Annotated in this window: 22 protein-coding genes and 1 tRNA gene; 17 read left to right on the top strand and 6 right to left on the bottom strand. The window is 72.2% G+C overall.

Annotated features, from left to right (window positions below):
* Positions 1-20 precede the first annotated feature (20 nt).
* Positions 21-854 carry an NAD+ synthase gene (locus E3328_RS16320; protein ID WP_135365672.1) on the bottom strand — a complete coding sequence of 278 codons (834 nt, stop codon included), beginning with the start codon at positions 852-854 and terminating at the stop codon, positions 21-23.
* Positions 855-975: 121 nt separating this feature from the next.
* Here E3328_RS16320 and E3328_RS16315 point away from each other — a divergent pair.
* Positions 976-1,046, top strand: a tRNA-Gly gene (locus tag E3328_RS16315).
* A gap of 286 nt (positions 1,047-1,332) precedes the next feature.
* Positions 1,333-4,650 (top strand): bacterio-opsin activator domain-containing protein, encoded by a 3,318-nt coding sequence (locus E3328_RS16310; RefSeq protein WP_135365671.1) that lies wholly within the window; start codon positions 1,333-1,335, stop codon positions 4,648-4,650.
* Between the two features lie 38 nt (positions 4,651-4,688).
* Here the strand turns inward: E3328_RS16310 and E3328_RS16305 are convergent, their stop codons facing one another.
* Entirely contained in the window at positions 4,689-4,925 is a 237-nt protein-coding gene (locus E3328_RS16305) for a hypothetical protein (RefSeq protein WP_135365670.1), read from the bottom strand.
* Positions 4,926-5,045: 120 nt separating this feature from the next.
* Between E3328_RS16305 and E3328_RS16300 the strand changes: the two genes are divergently transcribed.
* Entirely contained in the window at positions 5,046-6,110 is a 1,065-nt protein-coding gene (locus E3328_RS16300) for an AAA family ATPase (protein ID WP_135365669.1), read from the top strand.
* A gap of 84 nt (positions 6,111-6,194) precedes the next feature.
* Here the strand turns inward: E3328_RS16300 and E3328_RS16295 are convergent, their stop codons facing one another.
* Positions 6,195-6,605: a hypothetical protein gene (locus E3328_RS16295; protein ID WP_135365668.1), complete on the bottom strand. Its 411-nt coding sequence runs from the start codon at positions 6,603-6,605 to the stop codon at positions 6,195-6,197.
* 143 nt (positions 6,606-6,748) lie between these two features.
* On the opposite strand from E3328_RS16295, the gene E3328_RS16290 reads away from it, so the two are divergent.
* The 9 genes from E3328_RS16290 to E3328_RS16250 all read left to right on the top strand — a co-directional run bounded on the left by E3328_RS16290 (position 6,749) and on the right by E3328_RS16250 (position 14,094).
* On the top strand, positions 6,749-7,063 hold the full coding sequence (locus E3328_RS16290; protein WP_135365667.1) for a 30S ribosomal protein S24e: 315 nt from the start codon (positions 6,749-6,751) through the stop codon (positions 7,061-7,063).
* Positions 7,064-7,198, top strand: a complete 135-nt coding sequence (locus tag E3328_RS16285) for a 30S ribosomal protein S27ae (protein WP_135365666.1) — start codon at positions 7,064-7,066, stop codon at positions 7,196-7,198.
* 149 nt (positions 7,199-7,347) lie between these two features.
* Positions 7,348-7,932: a twin-arginine translocase subunit TatC gene (locus tag E3328_RS16280; RefSeq protein WP_135365665.1), complete on the top strand. Its 585-nt coding sequence runs from the start codon at positions 7,348-7,350 to the stop codon at positions 7,930-7,932.
* An 87-nt stretch (positions 7,933-8,019) separates the two neighbouring features.
* Positions 8,020-8,781: a glucose 1-dehydrogenase gene (locus E3328_RS16275; protein ID WP_135365664.1), complete on the top strand. Its 762-nt coding sequence runs from the start codon at positions 8,020-8,022 to the stop codon at positions 8,779-8,781.
* Positions 8,782-8,867: 86 nt separating this feature from the next.
* Positions 8,868-10,601, top strand: a complete 1,734-nt coding sequence (locus tag E3328_RS16270) for a bifunctional N(6)-L-threonylcarbamoyladenine synthase/serine/threonine protein kinase (RefSeq protein ID WP_135365663.1) — start codon at positions 8,868-8,870, stop codon at positions 10,599-10,601.
* Between the two features lie 102 nt (positions 10,602-10,703).
* Positions 10,704-11,156 (top strand): universal stress protein, encoded by a 453-nt coding sequence (locus tag E3328_RS16265; protein ID WP_135365662.1) that lies wholly within the window; start codon positions 10,704-10,706, stop codon positions 11,154-11,156.
* Positions 11,157-11,194: 38 nt separating this feature from the next.
* Positions 11,195-12,784, top strand: coding sequence for an outer membrane protein assembly factor BamB family protein (locus tag E3328_RS16260; RefSeq protein ID WP_135365661.1), 1,590 nt, complete (start codon positions 11,195-11,197; stop codon positions 12,782-12,784).
* Between the two features lie 156 nt (positions 12,785-12,940).
* Positions 12,941-13,219: a DUF5808 domain-containing protein gene (locus E3328_RS16255; protein ID WP_135365660.1), complete on the top strand. Its 279-nt coding sequence runs from the start codon at positions 12,941-12,943 to the stop codon at positions 13,217-13,219.
* Between the two features lie 200 nt (positions 13,220-13,419).
* Positions 13,420-14,094, top strand: a complete 675-nt coding sequence (locus E3328_RS16250; protein WP_135365659.1) for a non-canonical purine NTP pyrophosphatase — start codon at positions 13,420-13,422, stop codon at positions 14,092-14,094.
* A gap of 27 nt (positions 14,095-14,121) precedes the next feature.
* On the opposite strand, the gene E3328_RS16245 is transcribed toward E3328_RS16250, so the two are convergent.
* Positions 14,122-14,592 carry a DUF7384 family protein gene (locus E3328_RS16245; RefSeq protein ID WP_135365658.1) on the bottom strand — a complete coding sequence of 157 codons (471 nt, stop codon included), beginning with the start codon at positions 14,590-14,592 and terminating at the stop codon, positions 14,122-14,124.
* Between the two features lie 214 nt (positions 14,593-14,806).
* Between E3328_RS16245 and E3328_RS16240 the strand changes: the two genes are divergently transcribed.
* From E3328_RS16240 to E3328_RS16230, 3 genes are all read left to right on the top strand, one after another.
* Positions 14,807-15,661 carry a UbiA family prenyltransferase gene (locus tag E3328_RS16240; RefSeq protein ID WP_135365657.1) on the top strand — a complete coding sequence of 285 codons (855 nt, stop codon included), beginning with the start codon at positions 14,807-14,809 and terminating at the stop codon, positions 15,659-15,661.
* 110 nt (positions 15,662-15,771) lie between these two features.
* Positions 15,772-16,836 (top strand): guanosine monophosphate reductase, encoded by a 1,065-nt coding sequence (locus E3328_RS16235; RefSeq protein WP_135365656.1) that lies wholly within the window; start codon positions 15,772-15,774, stop codon positions 16,834-16,836.
* 45 nt (positions 16,837-16,881) lie between these two features.
* Positions 16,882-17,322 (top strand): DUF7124 domain-containing protein, encoded by a 441-nt coding sequence (locus E3328_RS16230; protein ID WP_135365655.1) that lies wholly within the window; start codon positions 16,882-16,884, stop codon positions 17,320-17,322.
* Positions 17,323-17,359: 37 nt separating this feature from the next.
* Here E3328_RS16230 and E3328_RS16225 read toward each other — a convergent pair whose 3' ends face one another.
* Together E3328_RS16225 and E3328_RS16220 are read right to left on the bottom strand one after the other, a co-directional pair.
* Positions 17,360-18,541 (bottom strand): redox-regulated ATPase YchF, encoded by a 1,182-nt coding sequence (locus E3328_RS16225; protein WP_135365654.1) that lies wholly within the window; start codon positions 18,539-18,541, stop codon positions 17,360-17,362.
* Between the two features lie 56 nt (positions 18,542-18,597).
* Positions 18,598-19,812, bottom strand: a complete 1,215-nt coding sequence (locus E3328_RS16220) for a polymer-forming cytoskeletal protein (protein WP_135365653.1) — start codon at positions 19,810-19,812, stop codon at positions 18,598-18,600.
* Between the two features lie 174 nt (positions 19,813-19,986).
* Between E3328_RS16220 and E3328_RS16215 the strand changes: the two genes are divergently transcribed.
* Positions 19,987-20,184: a DUF5800 family protein gene (locus E3328_RS16215; RefSeq protein ID WP_135365652.1), complete on the top strand. Its 198-nt coding sequence runs from the start codon at positions 19,987-19,989 to the stop codon at positions 20,182-20,184.
* Positions 20,184-20,654, top strand: a complete 471-nt coding sequence (locus E3328_RS16210; RefSeq protein WP_135365651.1) for a hypothetical protein — start codon at positions 20,184-20,186, stop codon at positions 20,652-20,654. Before E3328_RS16215 ends, E3328_RS16210 begins: the two co-directional genes overlap by 1 nt.
* The last annotated feature ends 4 nt before the right edge of the window (positions 20,655-20,658 follow it).

The following is a 20,658-nucleotide window of genomic DNA, read 5'->3' as shown; positions in this document are numbered from 1 at the left end:
GAAAACCGCCATTCTCGCCGTCAGTACAGCGGGTCGGGTCCCGGCGGCGCCGCCCGCTTGTGCTCGCTCCGCTCGTACAGTCCGCGGACCCGCTCGACGGTTTCGGCGTCGACGCCGATGTGGTCGGCGGTCGCAGAGACCGACAGCGGGCCGTCGACGTGCAGCGCGAGGACCGAGTCGAGCGTGTCGTAGCCCATCCCGAGTTCGCCCTCGTCGGTCTGGTCGACCCACATGCCGGCGCTGGCCTCCTTGGCCGCGAGATCCTCGGGCACGCCGACGTGGCGGGCCAGCTGGCGCACCTGCTGTTTGTAGAGGTTCGCGATCGGGTGGCAGTCGACGGCGCCGTCGCCGTACTTCGTGAAGTAGCCCACCAGCGCCTCCGTCCGGTTGCCCGTCCCGACCACGAGCCCGCCCTCGGTGTTGGCCACGAGGTAGTTCAACACCGCGCGGATCCGCACGTAGAGGTTGCCCGTCGCCATCCTGTCGCCCTCGGCGTCGGGGTAGGCGTCGAGGAAGGCGTCGGCGATGGGCGTGATCTCCACCACGTCGTACTCCACGTCCAGCAGTTCGCTCGCTACCCGCTCGGCGTCGCTCATGTTCTCCTCGCGGTTGACCTCGCTGGGCATCACCAGCGCGTGGACGGCGTCGGCGCCCAGCGCCTCGACGACCAGATGCGAGGTCAGCGTGCTGTCGATGCCGCCGGACAGACCCATCACCGCGCGGTCGGCGCCCGCGGCCTCGAACTGGTCGCGGATGAACCCGGCGATGTGCTCGCGGTGCGCTTCGAGTTCGTCGGTCGAGAGCGACATGTCGAGCGGGTCGCTCGCCCGGACGAGGTCCTCGGTCGTAGCCATACCGGACCGTTCGCACGAGCGCGACTAATACCCTCGTGTCGCCCCGGATCGGTGACCGTCCGTCCACTCGCCCGAAGCGCTACGTTCAAGTGATCGGGACTGCCACATCCACCCGAAGGGAGCGCCGTTGGTCCAGTGGTAGGACATTAGCTTCCCAAGCTAATAGCCCGGGTTCAATTCCCGGACGGCGCATCCTGCGGTGAACAATACGGCGAGCACCGCGTAGCGTGTGCTCGCCGTCGTGAACCGCGGCCGCGGTCACGGGAATTGAACGACGGCAGACCGATCGATCGCGGTTTGAGCGAAGCGAGAACCGCGATGTGAACGGCGGAGCCGTCACAAGCGAGGTCTGGCATCGAGTTCAGTTCCCGGACGGCGCATCGCACTCCGTTCTCATCGGTCCCGCAGCCCGTCGGAATCACCCCGGTCGGTTACCGGATACTTGGGTTTAAGCCGTTCCGAGCGAAAGACGGCGCCAATGGCTGAGCGTAACGAGGTCCTGGTAGCCGGTGGGCCGGCGGACGGCCGGGCGGTCGCCGACGACCTCGCGGCGGTCGACGGGCTGGCCGTCGAAGCGACGGGGGCGGCGAGCCCCGCCGAAGTCGACCCCGACGGCGTCGACTGCGTCGTCTGGGTCGGGCCGGCGACGGCCGACGACCTGGCGGCGCTCGTGGAACGTGCGGGCGGCCCGGGCGGGATTCCGGTCGTGCTGGTCGACGACGGTGACGACGGCGGTCTCGACCCGGAGGTCGCCTTCGACGCCGGCGCGGCCGATGTCGCGCGTGCCGGCGAGGTGGAGACAGCGGTGCTGGCCCGGCGAGTCGAGCGATTGCTGGCGGGCGAGACGGACAGTGCCTCCCCGACCCGCGCGGCGACCGACGGCAGCGGCGAGCGCGGGGGAGTCGAGGCGGCGACGCCGCCGGCGGCGAACGCCGAGCGCGTCCTCGAACGCGTCGACGCCGCCGTCCTGGGACTGGACGACGACTGGCGGATCACCTACCTCAACGAGCCGGCGGCGGAGGCGCTGGGCGAGCCGGCCGAGGCGGTCCGCGGCGAGGTCGTCTGGGAGGCGTTCCCCGACCTGGAGGGGACCGTCTTCGAGCGGGAGTACCGCGAGGCGCTGGCGAGCCAGGAGGTCCGCACGTTCGAGACCCGCTACGACCCGGAGGACAGCTGGCTGGCGGTGTCGGTCTACCCCGCCGCGGACGGGCTGTCGGTGTACGTCCGGGACGTGACCGAGCGCAAGCGGACGGAGGCGGAGCTCGAACGCAACGAGCGGGCGCTGCGGGACCTCCAGCGGCTGGCCTCCTCTCGGGACCTGTCGCTCGACGAGAAGCTGGAGCGGGCGCTGGCGGTCGGCTGCGACCGGCTCGACCTGCCGCTGGGGTACCTGACCCGGATCGACGGCGACACCCAGACCGTCGTGGCCGCGCACGGCGACGCCGTCGAACCGGGCACCAGCCAGCCGATCGAGGAGAGTTACTGTCGGCGGGCTATCAAGACGGACGGGCTGCTCGCGCTCGAACACGCCGGCGCCGAGGGGTGGGACGGCGACCCCGCCTACGAGCGCCACGGGATGGAGTGTTACCTCGGCGGGAAGCTGCTGGTCGACGGCGAGCTGTACGGGACGCTCTGTTTCGGCGCCGCCGACGCCCGCGAGGGGCCCTTCACCGACGCCGAGGAGACGTTCATCGAGCTGCTCGTCGAGTGGGTCAGCTACGAGATCGAGCGCCGCGAGCGCGAGCGGGAGCTGGGTCGCTACGAGACCATCGTCCGCTCGGTCGACGACGGCGTCTACGAGCTCGATGAGGAGGGACGGTTCACGTTCGTCAACCCGGCGATGTGCCGGATCACCGGCTACGACGCGGACGAGCTCGTCGGCGAGCACGTCTCGGTCGTCAGGGGCGACGACGCGACCGCGGCGGCGGTCGAGGCGCTGCTGGCCGGGGAGGCCACCGAGCGGACGGTCGAGTCGACCGTCCAGCGCAAGCGCGGTCCGCCGGTCCCCTGCGAGGACAACCTGACGGCGCTGACCGGCGAGGACTCCGTCAGGGGCGTCGTCGGCGTCGTCCGGGACGTGACCGAGCAGAAGGCCCACCGCGAGATGCTCTCGGAGCTGGTGACCTCCTCGCGGTCGCTCATGCAGGCGCGGGACCGCGAGGAGGTCGCCGAGATGGCCGCCAAGGCGGTGGCGGACGTGCTCGGCTTCGATCTGAACACCGTCCGCCTGTTCGACCGCGAGACCGACCGCCTCGAACCCGCCGGGACGACCGACGCGGTCGCCGAACGCGGCGTCCGGACCCCGACCTACGACGTGGACGAGGGCGGTCCCGGCCGGGCGTTCGTCGACGGCGAGATGGTCGTCGTGGCGGACACGGCGACCGTTGACGACGACCGCCCCCACGACATCGTCCGCTCGGCGCTACACGTCCCGATGGGCGTCCACGGCACCATCAGCATCGGCGCCGAGTCGGTCGACGCCTTCTCGAACACGGACCGCCAGGCCGCCCAGCTGCTGGCGACCAGCGCCGCCGCGGCGGCCAACCGCGCCAAGCGCGAACAGGAGGTCCGCGAGGCCCGCGAGCGGGTCGACACGCTCGTCGACCGGATCAACGGCCTCATCGAGAACACCGTCGAGGTGCTCGTCCAGTCGGGGACCCGGGAGGAGCTGGAGGCCGGCGTCGTCGAGCAACTGGTCGCCACCGACCCCTACGCCTTCGCCTGGATCGGCCGGCCGGACCTCGCGGCCGAGCGCATCGAGGCCACCGCCTGGGACGGCGGCGTGCCCGACCTGACCGACGCCGTCGCGGACCTGTCGCTGGACCGGGCGGCCGCTCGCGACGCCGCCGACCCCGCCGCGCTCGCGCTCGACGACGAGGCCATCCACATCGTCGACGACCTGGCCGACGCCCCCGAGGGGAGCGTCCACGCGGCCGCCCGGGAGGCCGGCCTCGGCTCGATGATCGCCGTCCCGCTCACCTACAAGGACGCCAGCTACGGCGTCCTCTGCGTCTACGCGTCGGAACCCGACGCCTTCGCCGACCGCGAGCAGGTCGTCCTCGGGGCGCTCGGGCGGGCCGTCGCCAACGCCGTCAACGCCATCGAGAGCGGTCGCATCCTCTCGACGGACCGGGTCGTCGAACTGGAGTTCACCGTCCGGGACGACGACCTGCTGTTCAACCGCCTCTCCGCGGGAACGGACGCGACCTTCGAACTGACGGGGTCGGTCCACGAGTCGGACGGGAGCCTCCGCCTGTACGTCGCCGCCAGCGGGGCCGACGCCGAGGCCATCGAGTCGGTCCTCGACGGGGACGACGGCGTCGCGGCGTCGAGCGTCATCGCCGACCACGACGGCGAGGTGCTGTTCGAGGCGGTCGTCGACGACTCGCTGGTCGAGTTGCTGGCCGACCACGGCGCGGTCACCCGCGCGGTCGTCGCCGAGGACGGCGTCGTCCGCTACACGATCGAACTCCCCTACGAGGCCGAGGCCCGCGAGCTGTTCGAACTCGTCTCCGACCGCCACCGCGGCACCGATCTGGTGGGCTACCACGAGCACGAGCGGCCGGTCCGCACCCGCCAGGAGTTCCGCGAGGCCGTCACCGACCGGTTTACCGACCGCCAGGAGACGGCCATCCGCACGGCCTACCTCGGCGGCTTCTTCGAGTGGCCCCGCGACGTGGACGGCGACGACCTCGCCGGGTCGATGGACATCTCCCGGCCGACCTACCACCAGCACCTCCGGGCGGCCCAGCGCAAGGTGTTCGACGAACTGTTCGACCCCCACTCCGGTCGGTAGCCGACTGCGGAGTTCCAGCCGGCGAGCGTCGGGACCGCTCAGTACGAGTTCAGAACTATCGAGAGTCCGTACAGCAGCGCGACGAACACGCCGAGCCCGACGAGAAACGTGAGGAGAGACCTGGCGACCGACCCCGCAGTGGGCCGCGGGATCTCCCCCGTCTCGTCGTCCGCCTCCGCCCGCCCGGACTTCGCCATCGTGTCCGAGACGCTCGAACCGCTGGACATGGTTCCGGGCGTCGTGTCCCCGGTGTCGTCTCCCCCGGCTGCGTCCATACGTCCCGAAACTGTTCTGTCAGGGATAAGTCTTCTGCGGGGCCGTGGTCGCGGGTGCCGCGGTCCCGTGTCGGACCGAGAGAGGTGGATTGATACGCCGGGGCGACCTACCGGCGGGCGATGGCCGACGACGACGGCGACGACGGGACGGCAGCCGACGACGGGGCGGCGGTCGAGGGTCCGCTGTGGACCGAGACGCACGCGCCGGCGCTTTCGGACCTGCCCCAGCCGGAGGTCCGCGAGCACCTGGAGAGCGTCGTCTCCGAACCGATGAACCTGCTCGTCCACGGGCCGAAAGGCGCCGGCAAGACCGCCGCGGTCCGCGCGCTGGCCGACGAACTCCACGACAACCCCGAGGCCGACCTCGTGGAGATCAACGTCGCCGACTTCTTCGACATGACCAAGAAGGAGGTCAGCGAGGACGACCGCTTCGCGCAGTTCATCGACAGCAAGCGCCGCCGGGAGTCCTCGAAGGCCGACCTCATCAACCACGTCCTCAAGGAGTCGGCGAGCTACCAGCCCGTCTCGGGCAGCTACAAGACGGTCCTGCTGGACAACGCGGAGGGCGTCCGCGAGGACTTCCAGCAGGCGCTCCGGCGGGTGATGGAGCAGTACTACGAGGCCACCCAGTTCGTCATCGCGACGCGCCAGCCCTCGGCGCTGATCCCGCCGATCCGCTCGCGGTGTTTCCCCGTCTCGGTGCGCAAACCGACTCACGACGAGACGGTGGCGGTGCTGGAGGACATCGTCGAGGCGGAGGGGGCCGACCACGACGACGAGGGCATCGAGTACGTGGCGGGCTACGCCGACGGCGACCTCCGGGAGGCGATCCTCGCCGCCCAGACCACCTACGAGCAGGAGGGCGAGATAACGATGAACACCGCCTACGAGGTGCTGGGATCGCTGGGCGCCGACGAGCGCGTCCAGGAGATGGTCACGGCCGCCGAGGCCGGCGAGTTCACCGACGCCAGGTCGACGCTGGACGACCTGCTCGTCGACGAGGGCCACAGCGGCGAGGAGGTGCTGGAGGACGTGCTCGCGGTCGCCCGCTCGCGGTACTCCGGCGCCGACCTCGCCCGGGTCCACCGGCTGGCCGGCGAGATCGATATGGACCTCCACGAGGGGACCAGCGACCGCATCCACGTCTCGCACCTGCTGGCCGAACTCGGCGAGATGGGTACGTAGGAACGCGGCGATCCCGGTCGTCTCCGGTCCGGTCCGGTTCGGGTCGTTCCCCGCCGACAGTCGTTCGTTCGTCGAGCGGCCCGTTCACGAACCCGGACGCTCGCGTCCGCGGTAGACGCTCCGGAGGACGCTCGCGCCGGAGCCGCCGAGTACCAGGACCCAGAACCCGACCGCGAGGAGGGCCTCGAACTCGCCCGGCGGCGCGCGAACGAGGCCGGCGACCAGCCACACCGCGAGCGCGAGCGACCCCAGCCCGACGAGCGCCAGCCCCGCCCGGACCGGGCGCGTCCGACCGACCCGGCGGCAGAACGCCCGAACCCGCGTGGAGGCGTACGGGAGCAGTATCAGGACCGCCGCGACGCTCCAGGCGGCGACCGCGGTCCAGCCGCCGGCGACGGTGACGCCCCCGAGGACGAGGGTGTCGTACGCGCCGAGCGCGGCGACGGACGCCGCGAGCAGCCCCAGCACCAGTCGCGAGCGCCGTCGGTCGGCCACGGCGGACCGTCGCTCGGACGTGATAAACGAGTGTCGGTTCGGCGGCCGGCGGTCGCGCCGCGCTCGCCGGCGGGTCGGTCGACCCCTGTTGGCCGGTTCGAAATCCTTTTACGCGCTTCGGGGGGAGTATTGGGCAACGAACCATGGACATCGACATCATCGAGGAAGACGAGAACCCGATGTTGCATCGGACGGACGTGCGCTTCGAGGTGACCCACGAGGAGGCGACGCCCTCGCGGCTCTCGGTCCGTGACTCGCTCGCGGCGAAGCTCAACAAGGACGCCGAGGAGGTCGTCGTCCACGAGCTGGACACCAAGTTCGGCATGCGCAAGACCGTCGGCTACGCGAAGGTCTACGACGACGCCGAGTACGCCCGCGACGTCGAGCAGGACCACATGCTCGAGCGCAACAAGATCACCGCCGACGAGGGCGAGGGCGAACAGGCGGAGGAAGCGTAGATGCCCCGCCACGAGTTCTACGACGAGGACGGCAGCACCGACCGCGAGCAGTGCCCCCGCTGCGGCGACACCTTCCTCGCCGACCACGGCGACCGCCAGCACTGCGGCAAGTGCGGCTACACCGAGTGGGAGTAAGGCGCCGTTTTCGCCGCCGTTTTCGCCGCCGCGTAGCGACCGGTTCGATCGCCTCGTAGCCGGTCGCTCGCCGTCCGCTCCGGGCTGGGGTGGTCGCGAACGCGTCCTGGGAGAAGATTGATGTCCGAGACGCCGGTCGTTTCGTTCGAATGACCGGTCCTCCCACGCGAAAGCGGGCGGCCGGCGGCGCGTCGGCAGTTCGGAGCGTCCTCGACGAGTCGCGGGACCTCGTCACGCTGTTGGCCGCGGCCGCCGCGTTCCTGGTCGGGAGCGTCTCGACGTGGTACGCGCTCAGGATCGACGCCTGGACGGCGCTAAAGACCGACCTGAGCGCGATCGGCGACGCGACCGTCGTCGCCACCACGCCGTGGGACGTGATCCTGTTGCAGGCCCAGACGGCGGCCGCAGTCGGGCTCGTGCTGGCGGTCGAGGTCGTTTGCTACCGCGCTCGCGGCGCGCTGCTGGGCGACCGCTGGTGGCCCGGCGACCCGCTCCCCGGGACAGCGCGCGCGTTCCTCGTCGTCGCGGGCGGCGCGCTGTTCCCGGTCGGCGTCCTCGTCGGCTACGACCACGTCGCCCCCGTCGTCGTCGGCCTGCTGGCGGGCGACGGTACCGCGTGGACGGTCGTCCGGTTGGCGCGGATCACTCTGGGGACCGCCGTCGCGTCAGGTCTCGCCGCGCAACTGGCGTTCGCCGGCGTCGTCGTGAGCCTCGGCGGGCGAGTCCGGTCGTAGCCGAGGGCCGCTGCCAACCCCGAGAGTTCCGAACTCGGTGACACATTCATACCGCCGCCGCTCGAAGGTCGAACGGGGAGACTACCGATGCCAGACTTCGACGGCAAGACAGCGATCGTGACCGGTGCGAGCGGGGGAATCGGCGAGGCGGCGGCGAGACGGTTCGCCGAGGAAGGCGCCTCCGTGGTCGTCGCCGACCTGAAGGTCGAGGAGGGGGAGGCGACGGTGGCCGACATCGAGGACGCGGGCGGCGAGGCGACGTTCGTCGAGACGGACGTGAGCGACCCGGCGGACGCCGGGGCGATGGTCGACGCGGCGGTCGACACCTACGGCGGACTCGACTTCGCGTTCAACAACGCCGGCATCGAGGGGGCCAGCGAGGCGACCAGCGACCAGCCGGTCGACAACTTCGACCGGGTGATCGACGTGAACCTGAGGGGTGTCTTCCTCGGGATGCGGGCGGAGATCCCGGTCATGCTCGAGGACGGCGGCGGGGCCGTCGTCAACACCTCGTCGATCGCCGGCCGGGTCGGCTTCCCGGAGATCAGCCCGTACGTCGCCAGCAAGTTCGGGGTGATCGGTCTGACGAAGACCGCGGCCCTGGAGTACAGCGGGGAGGGCGTCCGGGTCAACGCGGTCTGCCCCGGCGTCATCGACACGCCGATGGTCCGGCGGTCGTCCAGCGAGGACGGTTCGGCGCAGATCGACCAGGCGATCGCCGCCACGCCGACGGGTCGGCTCGGCGAACCCGAGGAGATCGGCGACGCCGCCGTCTGGCTCTGCTCAGACGACGCCTCGTTCGTGACCGGCGAGGCGATGACGATAGACGGCGGGTACACCAGTCAGTAACGGGGTCACCGACGGCCGGTCGGGGCCCCGCGCCGACCGCAGACCGAAGTCGTCTTTTCGCTGGCCGGCCGACCCGGGAACGAGCCATGGCCCCGACCTCCGCGGAGTCCGACGAGATCCGGCGCGTCCTCGGCATCGAGGGGACCGCCTGGGCGGCCAGCGCCGCCGTCTACGAGGTCGAGGCCGACGACGTGACCATCGAGAGCGACCCGTACCAGCCCGACAGCGGCGGGATCCACCCCCGGGAGGCCGCCGAGCACATGAGCGAAGCGGTCCCGAGCGTCGTCGAGACGATGCTCGACGAGGCCCGGACGCGAGCGGCCGAGGACGACGCCCGCGACGCCGACGACCCGCCCATCGACGCGGTCGCGTTCTCCCGTGGTCCCGGCCTGGGCCCCTGCCTGCGGATCGTCGGGACCGCGGCCCGCGCGGTCGCCCAGCGGTTCGACGTGCCGCTCGTGGGGGTGAACCACATGGTCGCCCACCTGGAGGTCGGCCGCCACTACTCGGGTTTCGAGGCGCCGGTCTGTCTGAACGCCAGCGGTGCGAACGCGCACGTGCTGGCCTACCGCAACGGCCGCTACCGCGTGCTCGGCGAGACGATGGACACCGGGGTCGGCAACGCCCTGGACAAGTTCACCCGACACGTCGGCTGGTCCCACCCCGGCGGGCCGAAGGTCGAGAGCCACGCCAGAGAGGGCGAGTACGTCGACCTGCCCTACGTCGTCAAGGGGATGGACTTCTCGTTCTCGGGGATCATGAGCGCGGCGAAGGAGGCGTACGACGACGGGACCCCGGTCGAGGACGTGTGCCGCGGGCTGGAGGAGACGATATTCGCGATGCTGACGGAGGTCAGCGAACGGGCGCTGTCGCTGACCGGCCGCGACGAGCTCGTCCTCGGGGGCGGCGTCGGGCAGAACGACCGCCTCCAGGGGATGCTCCGGGCGATGTGCGAGCAACGCGGCGCCGAGCTGCACGTCCCGGAGGACCGCTTCCTGCGGGACAACGCGGGGATGATCGCGGTGCTGGGCGCGGAGATGGCCGCCGCGGGCGACACGCTCGCCGTCGAGGAATCGGGCATCGACTCGGACTTCCGGCCCGACGAGGTGGCCGTGACCTGGCGAGCCGACGACCCCGAACCGGCGCCGGCGGCCGCGACCCGGGTCGACGCGGGCGAGGTCGCCGAACAGCAGGGCGCGGAGGCGACCGTCTCGATCGAGGGCGACCGCGTCGTCAAGCGGCGGGTGCCGCGTTCCTATCGCCACCCGGCGCTCGACGAGCGATTGCGCCGCGAGCGGACGCGCGTCGAGGCGCGGCTGACCAGCGAGGCGCGCCGCTGCGGCGTCCCGACCCCGCTCGTGCTCGACGTGGACACCGCCGAGTCGACCATCGTCTTCCAGCGCGTCGGCGACCGCGACCTCGACGCGGGGCTGACCGCCGAGCGCGCGCGGGCGGTGGGCCGTCACCTCGCGACGGTCCACGACGCCGGGTTCGTCCACGGCGACCCGACGACCCGGAACGTCCGCGTCGGGGCGAGCGACGGGGCGAGCGGCGACGCCGCCGGGGGTCCCGGCGACGGGGACGACGCCACGGGCGGCGACCGCGTGTTCCTCGTCGACTTCGGGCTGGGGTATCACACCGGCCACGAGGAGGACCACGCCATGGACCTGCACGTGTTCGCCCAGAGTCTGGCGGGGACGGCCGACGACGCCGACCGGCTGCAGGCCGCCGCCGAGGACGCCTACCGCGCGACCAGCGAGCGGGGCGAGACCGTCCTCGACCGCCTCCGGGCGATCGAGGGCCGGGGCCGCTACCAGTGACCGCTACACCGCTGGGCCGTAGCCGCGGTCGCCCCGATCCCCGCGTTCCTGTTGGCCGACACCAATGAACTTTAAATAGCAGTCGGCGAACATACGAACACTATGGACCGACCGCTTGTGGTCTACGACGACGAGAACAGGGAACTGCTCGAGGAAGCGGGGGAGATCGCCGCGGGCGTCGACGCCGAGCTGATCATCCTCTCGCTGATGACGGCCGACGAGTTCAGGGAGGCCCGCGAGGCGCTCGACGTGGTCGCCCAGGAGGAACACACCGCCTACGACGACAGCGTCGTCATCGACGCCGCGAAGAAACAGGCCCGCGAGGCGGCCAGGGAGCTGTTCGACGACGAGGTCGACTACCGCATCGTCGGGGCCCGGATCGGCGACAGCGAGAGCGAGGCCGACCGCATCCTCGAGGTCGCCGACGACAACAGCGTCGACCACGTGTTCATCACCGGCCAGAAGCGCTCGCCGACGGGCAAGGCCGTCTTCGGCGACCGCGTCCAGTCGATCATCCTCAACTTCGACGGGCCGGTGACGAGCCTGCTCGCCTAGCGGAAGACTTACTCCGGCCGACGCGCTGGCCGGACACGATGGACGACACCCAGCCCTGGCGGCGACGGACCCTCCTCCGGCGCGCCGGGACCGGCGCGCTGGCCCTGGCGACGCTCGGGGCCGCCGGCACCGGCGCCGCATCGACAGTCCCCGACAGCGACGCGGCCGACGACCGGTCGGACCCCGACAGCGGTCCGGCGAGCGACCCGTCGAGGCCGGCCGCCGCGCTCGACCGGCAGTCGACCGTCTCGGCGGGACCGGGCCGCTGGCCGCAGTTCCAGGCCGACCCGGCCAACAGCGGGTACACCGAGACGCTCGGGCCGGCCGAGGCGTCGACCGCCTGGACGTTCGACACCGGCACCCCGGGGCAGGCGACCGCGGCCGATCCGGGCACGGCCACGGCGGGCGACGAGCCGCCCGACGACCCGACCGACAACGTCGTCTCCTCGCCGGCGGTCGTCGACGGCACCGTCTACGTCGGGAGCAACGACGGCCACCTCTACGCGGTCGACGCCGTCTCCGGCGAGCAGGAGTGGCGCTACGGGACCGGGTCGGATCCGGAGTCCAGGGAGGAGGTGATGTCCTCGCCGGCGGTCGTCGACGGCACCGTCTACGTCGGGAGCCACGACGCCCGCCTCCACGCGGTCGACGCCGCGAGCGGCGAGCGGGAGTGGGTCTTCGACGCCGACGGGACCGTCTTCGCCTCGCCCACCTACCGCGACGGCGTCCTCTACGTCGGCAGCCAGGCGGGGACCGTGTACGCGGTCGACACCGCGGGCGAAGAGGTCTGGAGCGCGTCGGTCGCCGACCGCGTCGACTCGACGGCGGCGGTCGTCGACGGGAGGGTGTACGTCGGCCGCTGGAACGAGGACCGCACCGGCAGCGTCGTCGCGCTCGACGCCGAGAGCGGCGACGAGGTCCGGGAGTACGACGCCCGCGGCCGGGTCGCCTGCTCGCCGACCGTGACCGGCGGGGTCGTCTACTTCGGCGACTACGCGGGCGTCGTCTACGCCATCGACACGGGCACGGCGGAACTCGTCTGGGGGCGCCAGCTGGGCGGGCCGGTGCTCGCCTCGCCAGTCGTCGTCGACGGCACCATCTACGCCGGGAGCTTCGGCGAGACGCTGTGGGCCATGGACGCGAGCAACGGCGACATCGAGTGGTCGTACGCGACCGACGGCCAGATCCTCAGTTCCCCGGCGGTCACCGGCGACACCGTCTACGTCGGGAGCGAGGACCAGCACCTCCACGCGGTCGACCGCGAGACCGGTCAGGGGCGGTTCAGCGTCGAGACGGGCGAGGCCGTGCTGTCCTCGCCCGCGGTCACCGCGGGCGCGGTCTTCGTCGGCAGCAGCGACAGTTTCGTCTACGCCGTCGGGACCCCCGGCGGCGGCGAGTCCGTGAGCGCGACGCCGCCCGGCGGGACGGACGGGACCGACGGGTCGTCGGCCACCCCCGACACGGGCAGGTCGGGCGACGCCGCGGAGACCACCTCCGGCGACGGGGCGGGCTTCGGCGCGCTCGGCGCCCTCGCCGGCCTCGGTCTCGGCGCCTGGAGGCGGGTGCGGACCGCCGGGGCCACCGGCGACGGCGCGGCGGGCGTCGACGACGGCCCCGACGGCGAGTGAGACGCCGGTAGCGACCCCCGACACCGAGTAGCGGTGGCGGCTGCCGCCGGAACCCGCGCGGGCTGACAGGAACGAGGCGCGGTCGGCTCGCGGCCCGCCCTCGCCCGGTCGCTTGCGGTGGAAAACGACTTAACGGGGCCGCCCGTATCCTGCCACATGGTCGACAAGCCCACTTCGGGGTCGCTGTTCGGCATTCCGTACAACTTCGAGCAGCCGAGTCTCAAGCGGATGCTCTCGACGTACTGGCAGCCCGGCGAGGGCATGCTCGTCGAGAAACCGTTCGGCGTCGGCTACACGCTCAACCTCGCCTCCTGGCGCTCGTGGGTCGTCCTCGCCGTCGCCGGCGCCCTCTGGTGGCAGGGCAACCAGAGCGCCAGGGAGGCCGAGTTCGACGACGAGGACGAGGAGCCCGTGGAAGTCGTCGTCGAGGACTGACCGGGACGACCGTTTCTCACGCTCTCCGGCCGGGTAGTCCCGGCTGTCGCGCGCTGCCGTGGGAACGTCCGCGTACGGAGATCCGGGAGGACACCCGACGGCGGGCGTCCGGCGCCGGATACCCGGAAGGGGCGCCCGGCGGCGGGTCCCGCGGCGTCCGGATCGACGCGACTTTGCCCGCCCGAGCGCAGTGCCCGCGTATGACCGTCACCTTCGTCACGACCAATCCCGGGAAGGTCAACGAGGCCCGCGAGTACCTCGCGGAGCCGGTCGAACAGCTCGACTTCGACACGCCGGAGATCCAGAGCGCCGACCTCGGCGCCATCGCGGCCCACAAGGCCCGTGCGGCCTACGAGTACGCCGGCGAGCCGGTGTTCGTCGACGACGCCGGCCTCTTCGTCGACGCGTTCGACGGCTTCCCCGGCCCCTACTCCTCGTACGTCCACGACACCGTCGGCGTCGAGCGCGTCTGGCGGCTCGCCAGCGAGGAAGCGGACCGCGCCGCCAGCTTCCGCGGGGTCGTCGCCTACTGCGACGGCGCGGACTTCGCGGCGACGCCGGAACCGGTCGACCGCGACGACCGGCGGGGCCAGGACCTGTCGGCCGACGAGCGCGCGGCGGCGACGACGGACGAGCAGGTCCGCACCGACGACGGCGACGACGGCGACCTGCCGGTGAAGCTCTTCTACGGCGTGGTCCCGGGCGAGATCGTCGAACCGCGCGGGTCGGGCGGGTTCGGCTACGACCCCATCTTCGAGTACGACGACCGCACGTTCGCCGAGATGGACCCCGACGAGAAGAACGCCGTCTCCCACCGCGGGCGCGCCCTGGCGAAGTTCGCCGACTGGCTCGCCGAGCGGGACACGCCCGAGTGAGCGCGGCGTAGCGGTGATTCGCGGCAGTCATGCCCGCGGGTCCCGGTCGGGACCGGGGTAGTCGCCGCCCTCGACGGCCTCGTACAGCGATTCGGGGTCGAAGACGGCCGCGAACGCCCGCGGTGACCTGACGCTCGCCTCGACACGGCCGCGGATCGCCGCGCCCGCGGCCGCCGACTGCAGGTCCCCGTCGAAGCTGAGGACGTGCATCGCGCCGCCGTGCAGCGCCGACGCCAGCGCGGGGTGGTCGCCCGCCGGGTGCTCGACCGGCTCCCGGAGCCCCTCGACCCGTTCGCGCCAGTCCGCGGCCAGGTCCGGGTCCGCGAGGTCGGCGACCACCGCCTCGGCGTCGGCCAGCAGCGGGTCGCTCGCGACGAGCGCCATCCAGGAGTGCGATCGGACGGCGTCGAGCGCCTCGCGGGCGTCGCCGCCAACGAGGAGGTCCGCCGCGAGCACGTCCGCGTCCGCGACGACGCGGGCGGGGCTCGGCTCGGTCACGCTTCCCCACCGGACTCCGTCCGGCGCTCGCGGAGCGCCGCTCGCACCGCCTCGCTCGTCACCTCGCGGTCGGCTGCCCGCTCGAAGAGGTCGGCCCACGTCATGGCCGCAGGGAGGGCGCCCGCCCGGGAAAAACGTGCGGTCGAGGCGGTCGCGGGCCGCCGGGACCTGATCCTGCGAAAGAAGGTTGGTGCTCCCGGCCGAACGGGACTCCATGGGGGAGGCCACGCACGCCGGCGGGGAAACTCCGGCCGTTCGAGCGCTGCTCTCGCAGGTGCACCCGGTGTTCATGCTGCCGCCGCTGGCGGCGTCGCTGTTCGGCGGCGTCTTCGCCGGCGCCGTCGACCCCGCGGCGGCCGCCGCGCACGTCGCGGCCCTGTTCTTCGCGGTCTACACCGCCCACGTCAAGGACGGGTACGTGGACTTCCACGTCCGCGACGAGGACGACAGCCACCCGCTCTCGGCGCCGGCCTGCCGGCGCGCGCTCGCCGGGTCGACCGCGGGGTTCCTGGCGGCGCTCGCGGCCGTCTGGGCGCTCGGCGGGCCCGGCGCGGCCGCGCTAACGGCGCCGACGTGGGCGCTGGGCTACTTCCACGCCCCGCAGCTGGACACCAACACCGTCGGCGCCACGATGGGGTATCCGACCGGGATCGCGCTCGCGCTCCTCGGCGGCTTCCAGGTCCAGGCGGGCCGGCTCACGCCCGCGGTCGTCGGGCTCGCCGGCGTCTTCCTGCTCTTCCTCTCGGGGATCAAGGTGATCGACGACGCCCAGGACTACGACTACGACCGATCGATCGACAAGCGGACGGTCGCGGTCGTGCTGGGCGAGCGGGGCGCCCACCGGGCCGCCTACGCGCTCATGGCGACCGGGATGGTCGCGGTCGTCGCGCTCGCGCTCGGGCTGCGGGCCGTCCCGCCCAGCGCGGGCGCCGCGGCGCTCGTCTTCGGGGCGGTCGCACTCGTCGCCCGTCGCGCCGAGCCGGAACTGGCGACGATGCTGCTCATCCGCGGGTCGTACCTGTTCCTCGCGGCGCTGGTCGCCGCGGTGTGGTTCCGGCCGCTGGGCTGACCGGAACGGACGGCGGCCCGGGTCCGCCGGCTCCGAGGCGAGTAGGCACCGCATACGCCGACCCGGGACCGTCACGGCTATACGGCCGGACGCGTTACGGTTGTGGCGGTATGGACGACCTCCGAACCGGGCTCTCGTACGGCGACGTACTGCTGGTCCCCCAGCGGTCGCCGGTCGACAGCCGGAGCGACGTTGACCTCTCGACGCAGCTGACGCCCGACATCGAACTCGACACGCCCCTCCTGTCGGCCCCGATGGACACCGTGACGGGCCCCGAGGCGGCCGTGGCGCTCGGTCGAGCCGGCGGGTTCGGCACGATCCACCGCTTCCTCGGCGTCGACGAGCAGGCCGCGGCCGTCGAACAGGTCGTCGACGCGGGTCAGCCGGTCGGCGCCGCCGTCGGCATCGCCGAGGACGCCGTCGCGCGGACTGCGGCGCTCGTCGACGCCGGCGTCGACTGCGTGATGGTCGACGTGGCCCACGGCCACCTGGAGCGGTGTCTCGACACCGTTGAACGCCTCCGCGCGGAGTTCCCGGACACCGATCTCGTCGTCGGCAACGTCGCCACGCCCGAGGGCGTCCGCGACCTGGCGGCCGCCGGCGCCGACTGCGTGAAGGTCGGCATCGGCCCCGGCTCCCACTGTACGACCCGCCGCGTCGCCGGCGCGGGCGTCCCACAGCTCACCGCCGTCGACGACTGCGCCGACGCCGCGGACGACCTGGGAATCCCCATCGTCGCCGACGGCGGCATCCGCTCGTCGGGCGACGCGGTCAAGGCGCTGATGGCCGGCGCCGACACGGTGATGATGGGCAGCCTCTTCGCCGGCACCGAGGAGACGCCGCCCGAGATCGTCGAGGTCGACGGCGAGCGCTACAAGAAGTCCCGGGGCATGGCGACGACCGCCGCCGCCGAGGAGCGCACGGACAAGGAGGACGCCGCCGCCGAGGTCGACGCCGACGAGGGCGTCGAGGGGTTCACCGAGTACAAGGGCCCGCTGGCCGACGTGGCCGAGGAGTTCTGCGCCGGCATCCGCTCGGGACTGTCCTACTGCGGCGGCCACACCATCCCCGAGGCCCGCGAGCGCGCCGAGTTCATCCGCGTCGAGCAGGCCGCCAAGGAGCGGGAGGGCGCCCACGGCGACCACGACTGGGAGACCGTCGTCGTCGACGACTGACCGGCGGGCGCGGTTGTTTTCCGTCGGGCCGCCGATCGGTCGGGCATGAGCATCGCGGCCGAGGGCGACCGGAGCGGCGAGATGACCCTCGCGTTCGAACTGGCGGCGATCCGCGAGTTCGGGGACCCCGAGGCGGTCTTCGCGGACGCCCGCGAGTGGAGCCGCTACGTCGGCGTCGTCGCCAACGACACCGATGCGGTCGCCGAATTCGTCGCCGAGCGCGACGTACAGCAGGACTTCGACCTCGGGGACCGGGACATCTGGCTCGTCATGGAGGGCATCCGCGAGGACAGCGACGCGCCGCGGCACGTCTTCGTCGGCACGACGCCCGAAGACCGCCGGATCGCCGACGCGACCGGCTGGGAGTTCCGCCGGCCCGCCGAGGTGGCCGACGCCGCCGGCTGGTCGCTCGCCGGGTCCGACAGCGGTTCCGGCTCGTCGGATCCGGGCCTGCTCGCACGTCTCTGGGCCCGTCTCTCCGGGTGACGGGCCGTCCGGTTCGCTGCCCGGGCCGCCGCCCGCTTCAGTTCGCCGTCGAGACGATCTTGATCACGTCGCCCTCGTCGAGTTCTTCCTCGTCGCTGATGCGCATGTTCTTCCGCGCGTCGACGGCGTGGAGGTAGCCGTCGCCGATGTCGGAGTGGACGGCGTAGGCAAGGTCCTTCGGCGTCGAGCCCTCGCCGAGCAGGAAGGCGTCGGGGAGGGTGTTGCCCTGGCCGTCGGTCCAGTGAGTCTCGTCCTGGACGGGGTAGGCCGTGATCCGGTTCAGCACGTCGTATACGGCGGTGTCGAGCGCCTGCTGGACGCCGGTGCCGCCGTGCTCGGCCATCACCTCGCGGATCTGTTCGAGCCCCTGGGCCTGCTGGTCGCTCACGTCGCCGACGATCTCGAAATCGGCGTCGCCGGGGTCGTAGTCGACGACGCCGGCCTCGGCGGCCTTCCGGAGGGCCAGTTCGCCGTCGGCAGTGGCGGGGATGGTCGCCTCGTTGCGCTCCTTGAGCGCCTGGAGGTTCTCGGGCGGCGCCACGTCGGCCTTGTTCGCGACGACGACGATGGGTTTGGTCCGCTCGCGGATCTCGGCGGCGAGTTCCTCGCGGTGTTCGTCGGTCCACTGGATCGGGTCGTCGGGGTAGTCGAGGTCCCGCAGGGTGCGCGCCACGTCGAGTTCGGTCGCGCCGACGCCGGTCAGCAGCTCGGTCAGCTCCTCGTCGATGTCGAAGTCGGGCGAGCGCGAGGCCCGCTCGACGCCCTCCCAGTTGCGGTCGACGATGCTCGCCAGCCACAGGTCCATCTCCTCCTCGATGAACTGCAGGTCCTCGACGGGGTCGTGTTCGCCCACCTCGACGGGCTCGCCCTCCTCGTCCGTACCTCCAGAAGCGTCGACGACGTGGAGGATGGCGTCGGCGTTCGACAGTTCGTCGAGGAACTGGTTGCCCAGGCCGCGGCCCTCGTGGGCGCCGGGGACGAGCCCGGCCACGTCCAGCAGCTCGACGGGGACGAACCGCTTGCCGTCGTGGCAGTTCTCGTCGCCGCAGCGCTCGTCGCGGTCGAGACAGGGGCAGTCCGTGCGGACGTGGGTGACGCCGCGGTTGGCGTCGATGGTCGTGAACGGGTAGTTGCCCACGTCCACGTCGGCCATCGTCGCCGCCTTGTAGAAGGTCGACTTGCCGGCGTTGGGCTTGCCGGCAAGCGCGATAGAGAGCATACCCCTACTTCCCGGGGCCGCGAAAAGCCGCTTTCGGTCCGGCCACCCCGCCGCGGTCAGTCCGCGTCGGGAGCGATCTCGGCGTCCTCGTCGTGGCCGTTCTCGCTGTGGTCCGCGTCGCCGCCCATCATCGGGACGACGCCGTCCAGTTCCGCCTCGACGGCCTCGCGACTCTCGACCGCCGGCGGGTCCTCGTCCGAGTCGGTCCCGGCTTCGTCGCCGGAACCGGCTTCGTCGTCGCCAGGTTCGGCGTCGTCGACGGTGTCCGTGTCCTCGTCGGCCCCGTCGGCGTCGGTACCGTCGTCGGGCTCCGGCGGGTCGTCGTCCGCGTCGGCGTCGGTCCGTTCGTCCGCTCCGTCGTCGGTCGCCGCTTCCTCGTCGTTGGTCTCGTCGCCGGCCGGGGCTTCCTCGTCGTCGGCGGGCGCCGGCCCGAGCGCGTCGCGGACCTGCGTGAGTTCGCCGCTGACGCGGATCTTCCCCTCGACGACGGCGTGTTCGTGGAGCTCCACGTCCTCGGCGGAGATGTCGCCCCAGACGGTCGCGCCCTTCGCGACGAACACGTCGCCGCCGCGGGTGGTCACGTCGCCCTTGATCTCGGTGTCGGCGCCGACGACCACGTCGCCGCGGGCGCGGAGGCTGCCGAAGATCGTGTTGTCCTCGCCCACGTCGAGCGACTCGGCGCGGACGTTGCCGTGGAGCCGGCAGCCGTCGCCGACGGTGGCCGGCGTCGAGACGCGCCAGGCGTCGTCGCTGACCCGCGCGCCGCGCGGGATGACGACCGGCTGGTCCTCGTCGTCCTCGGCGTCGACGAGCTGGGAGGCGAGGTCCTCGGCGGCCTCCTCCTCGCCGATGCGCAGCAGCTGCGAGAGGTAGACGACGAGGAAGACCACCGTCGGCATCGGGTTGCGGATGACGATGTGGCCGCTGGCCTCGAAGCTCTCCTCGATGTCCACGTCGTCGCCGATGTCGACGTTGCCGGCGACCTTGAGCTCGCCGCCGACCCGGGTCCGCTCGCCGAGGTAGGCGTCGCCGCCGACGAGCACGTCCTCCTCGACCTCGCTCCACATGTCCAGCCGGCAGTCGCCCGCGGCCTCGATGTGGCCCTCGAAGGTGACCCGCTCGCCCGCCATCACGTCGTCGCCGCGGACGCCGAACTCGACGGTGCTCTGCCCGCCGACGATCACGTCCCCGTCGGTCACCAGGTCGTGCTCCTCGACCGTGGTCCCGTCGGGGATCGCGAGTTCGTCGAGCGGGTCCGAGCGGATCGGCACACCCGATATAGCGATTTCGGTCGTAATAAACCCTCACACCGCGCACGACGGGCGTCTGACGCGCGTCTGACGGCGCCGACGGTCGTCGGCTCGGCCGGCGCGTGGCCGGCGGGCGGCTCCCACGGAACGGCGCGGATCTCCAGATATTTATCCGCCGACGGCCTACCGGCGAGCATGACCGTACTTTCGTTCGACGAGCAGGGGGTCGACGTGGTGTACGAGGGCCACGACTTCCGCCTGGAGAAGTCGCTCATCGAGGACGCGACCCAGAAGTCCTACCCGGAGGTCACGGACCACGAGGTGCTGAAGCTCGTCGAGAGCGACCCCGCGCTGTCGGGCGAGCCCCGCCGGATCGCCGACATCGTCGACTGATGGACGCGACGCGGCGCGGCCTGCTCGCGGCCGTCCCCGCAGCGGTCACGATGGCCGGGTGCTCGCTCGTGGGCGGCGGCGACTCCGACGACCGACCGCCCTACGCCGTCGAGAACGAGAGCGACGAGACCCGGAGCGTCGACCTTCGGGTCTGGGAGGTCGGTCCGGTCGACCCCTTCGACGAGCGGCCGGACTCCTTCCGCGACGACTTCGAGGCGGCCGCGGCGGAGGGGACGGTCCCGGAGTCCGACTACGAGTGGCGTGAGAGCTACGAGCTGTCGATCGAACCGGGCGACACGGCGGCGCCACTGGACGAGTCGAGCGCGACTGGCCTGCTGTACGTCCGGGCGTCGGCCGACCACGGCGGAGCCATCGGCGTCTGGGTCGAAGCCGACGACTCGTCGGAAGATTTCTTCGTCGCCATCTCGGTGTACGGACACGGGATGAGCGCGACGACCGGCGAGGACTGAGCCG

The sequence above is a fragment of the Halosimplex halophilum genome, from assembly GCF_004698125.1.
Classification (GTDB): Archaea; Halobacteriota; Halobacteria; order Halobacteriales; family Haloarculaceae; genus Halosimplex; species Halosimplex halophilum.
This window is presented reverse-complemented; position numbering and strand designations above follow the sequence as displayed.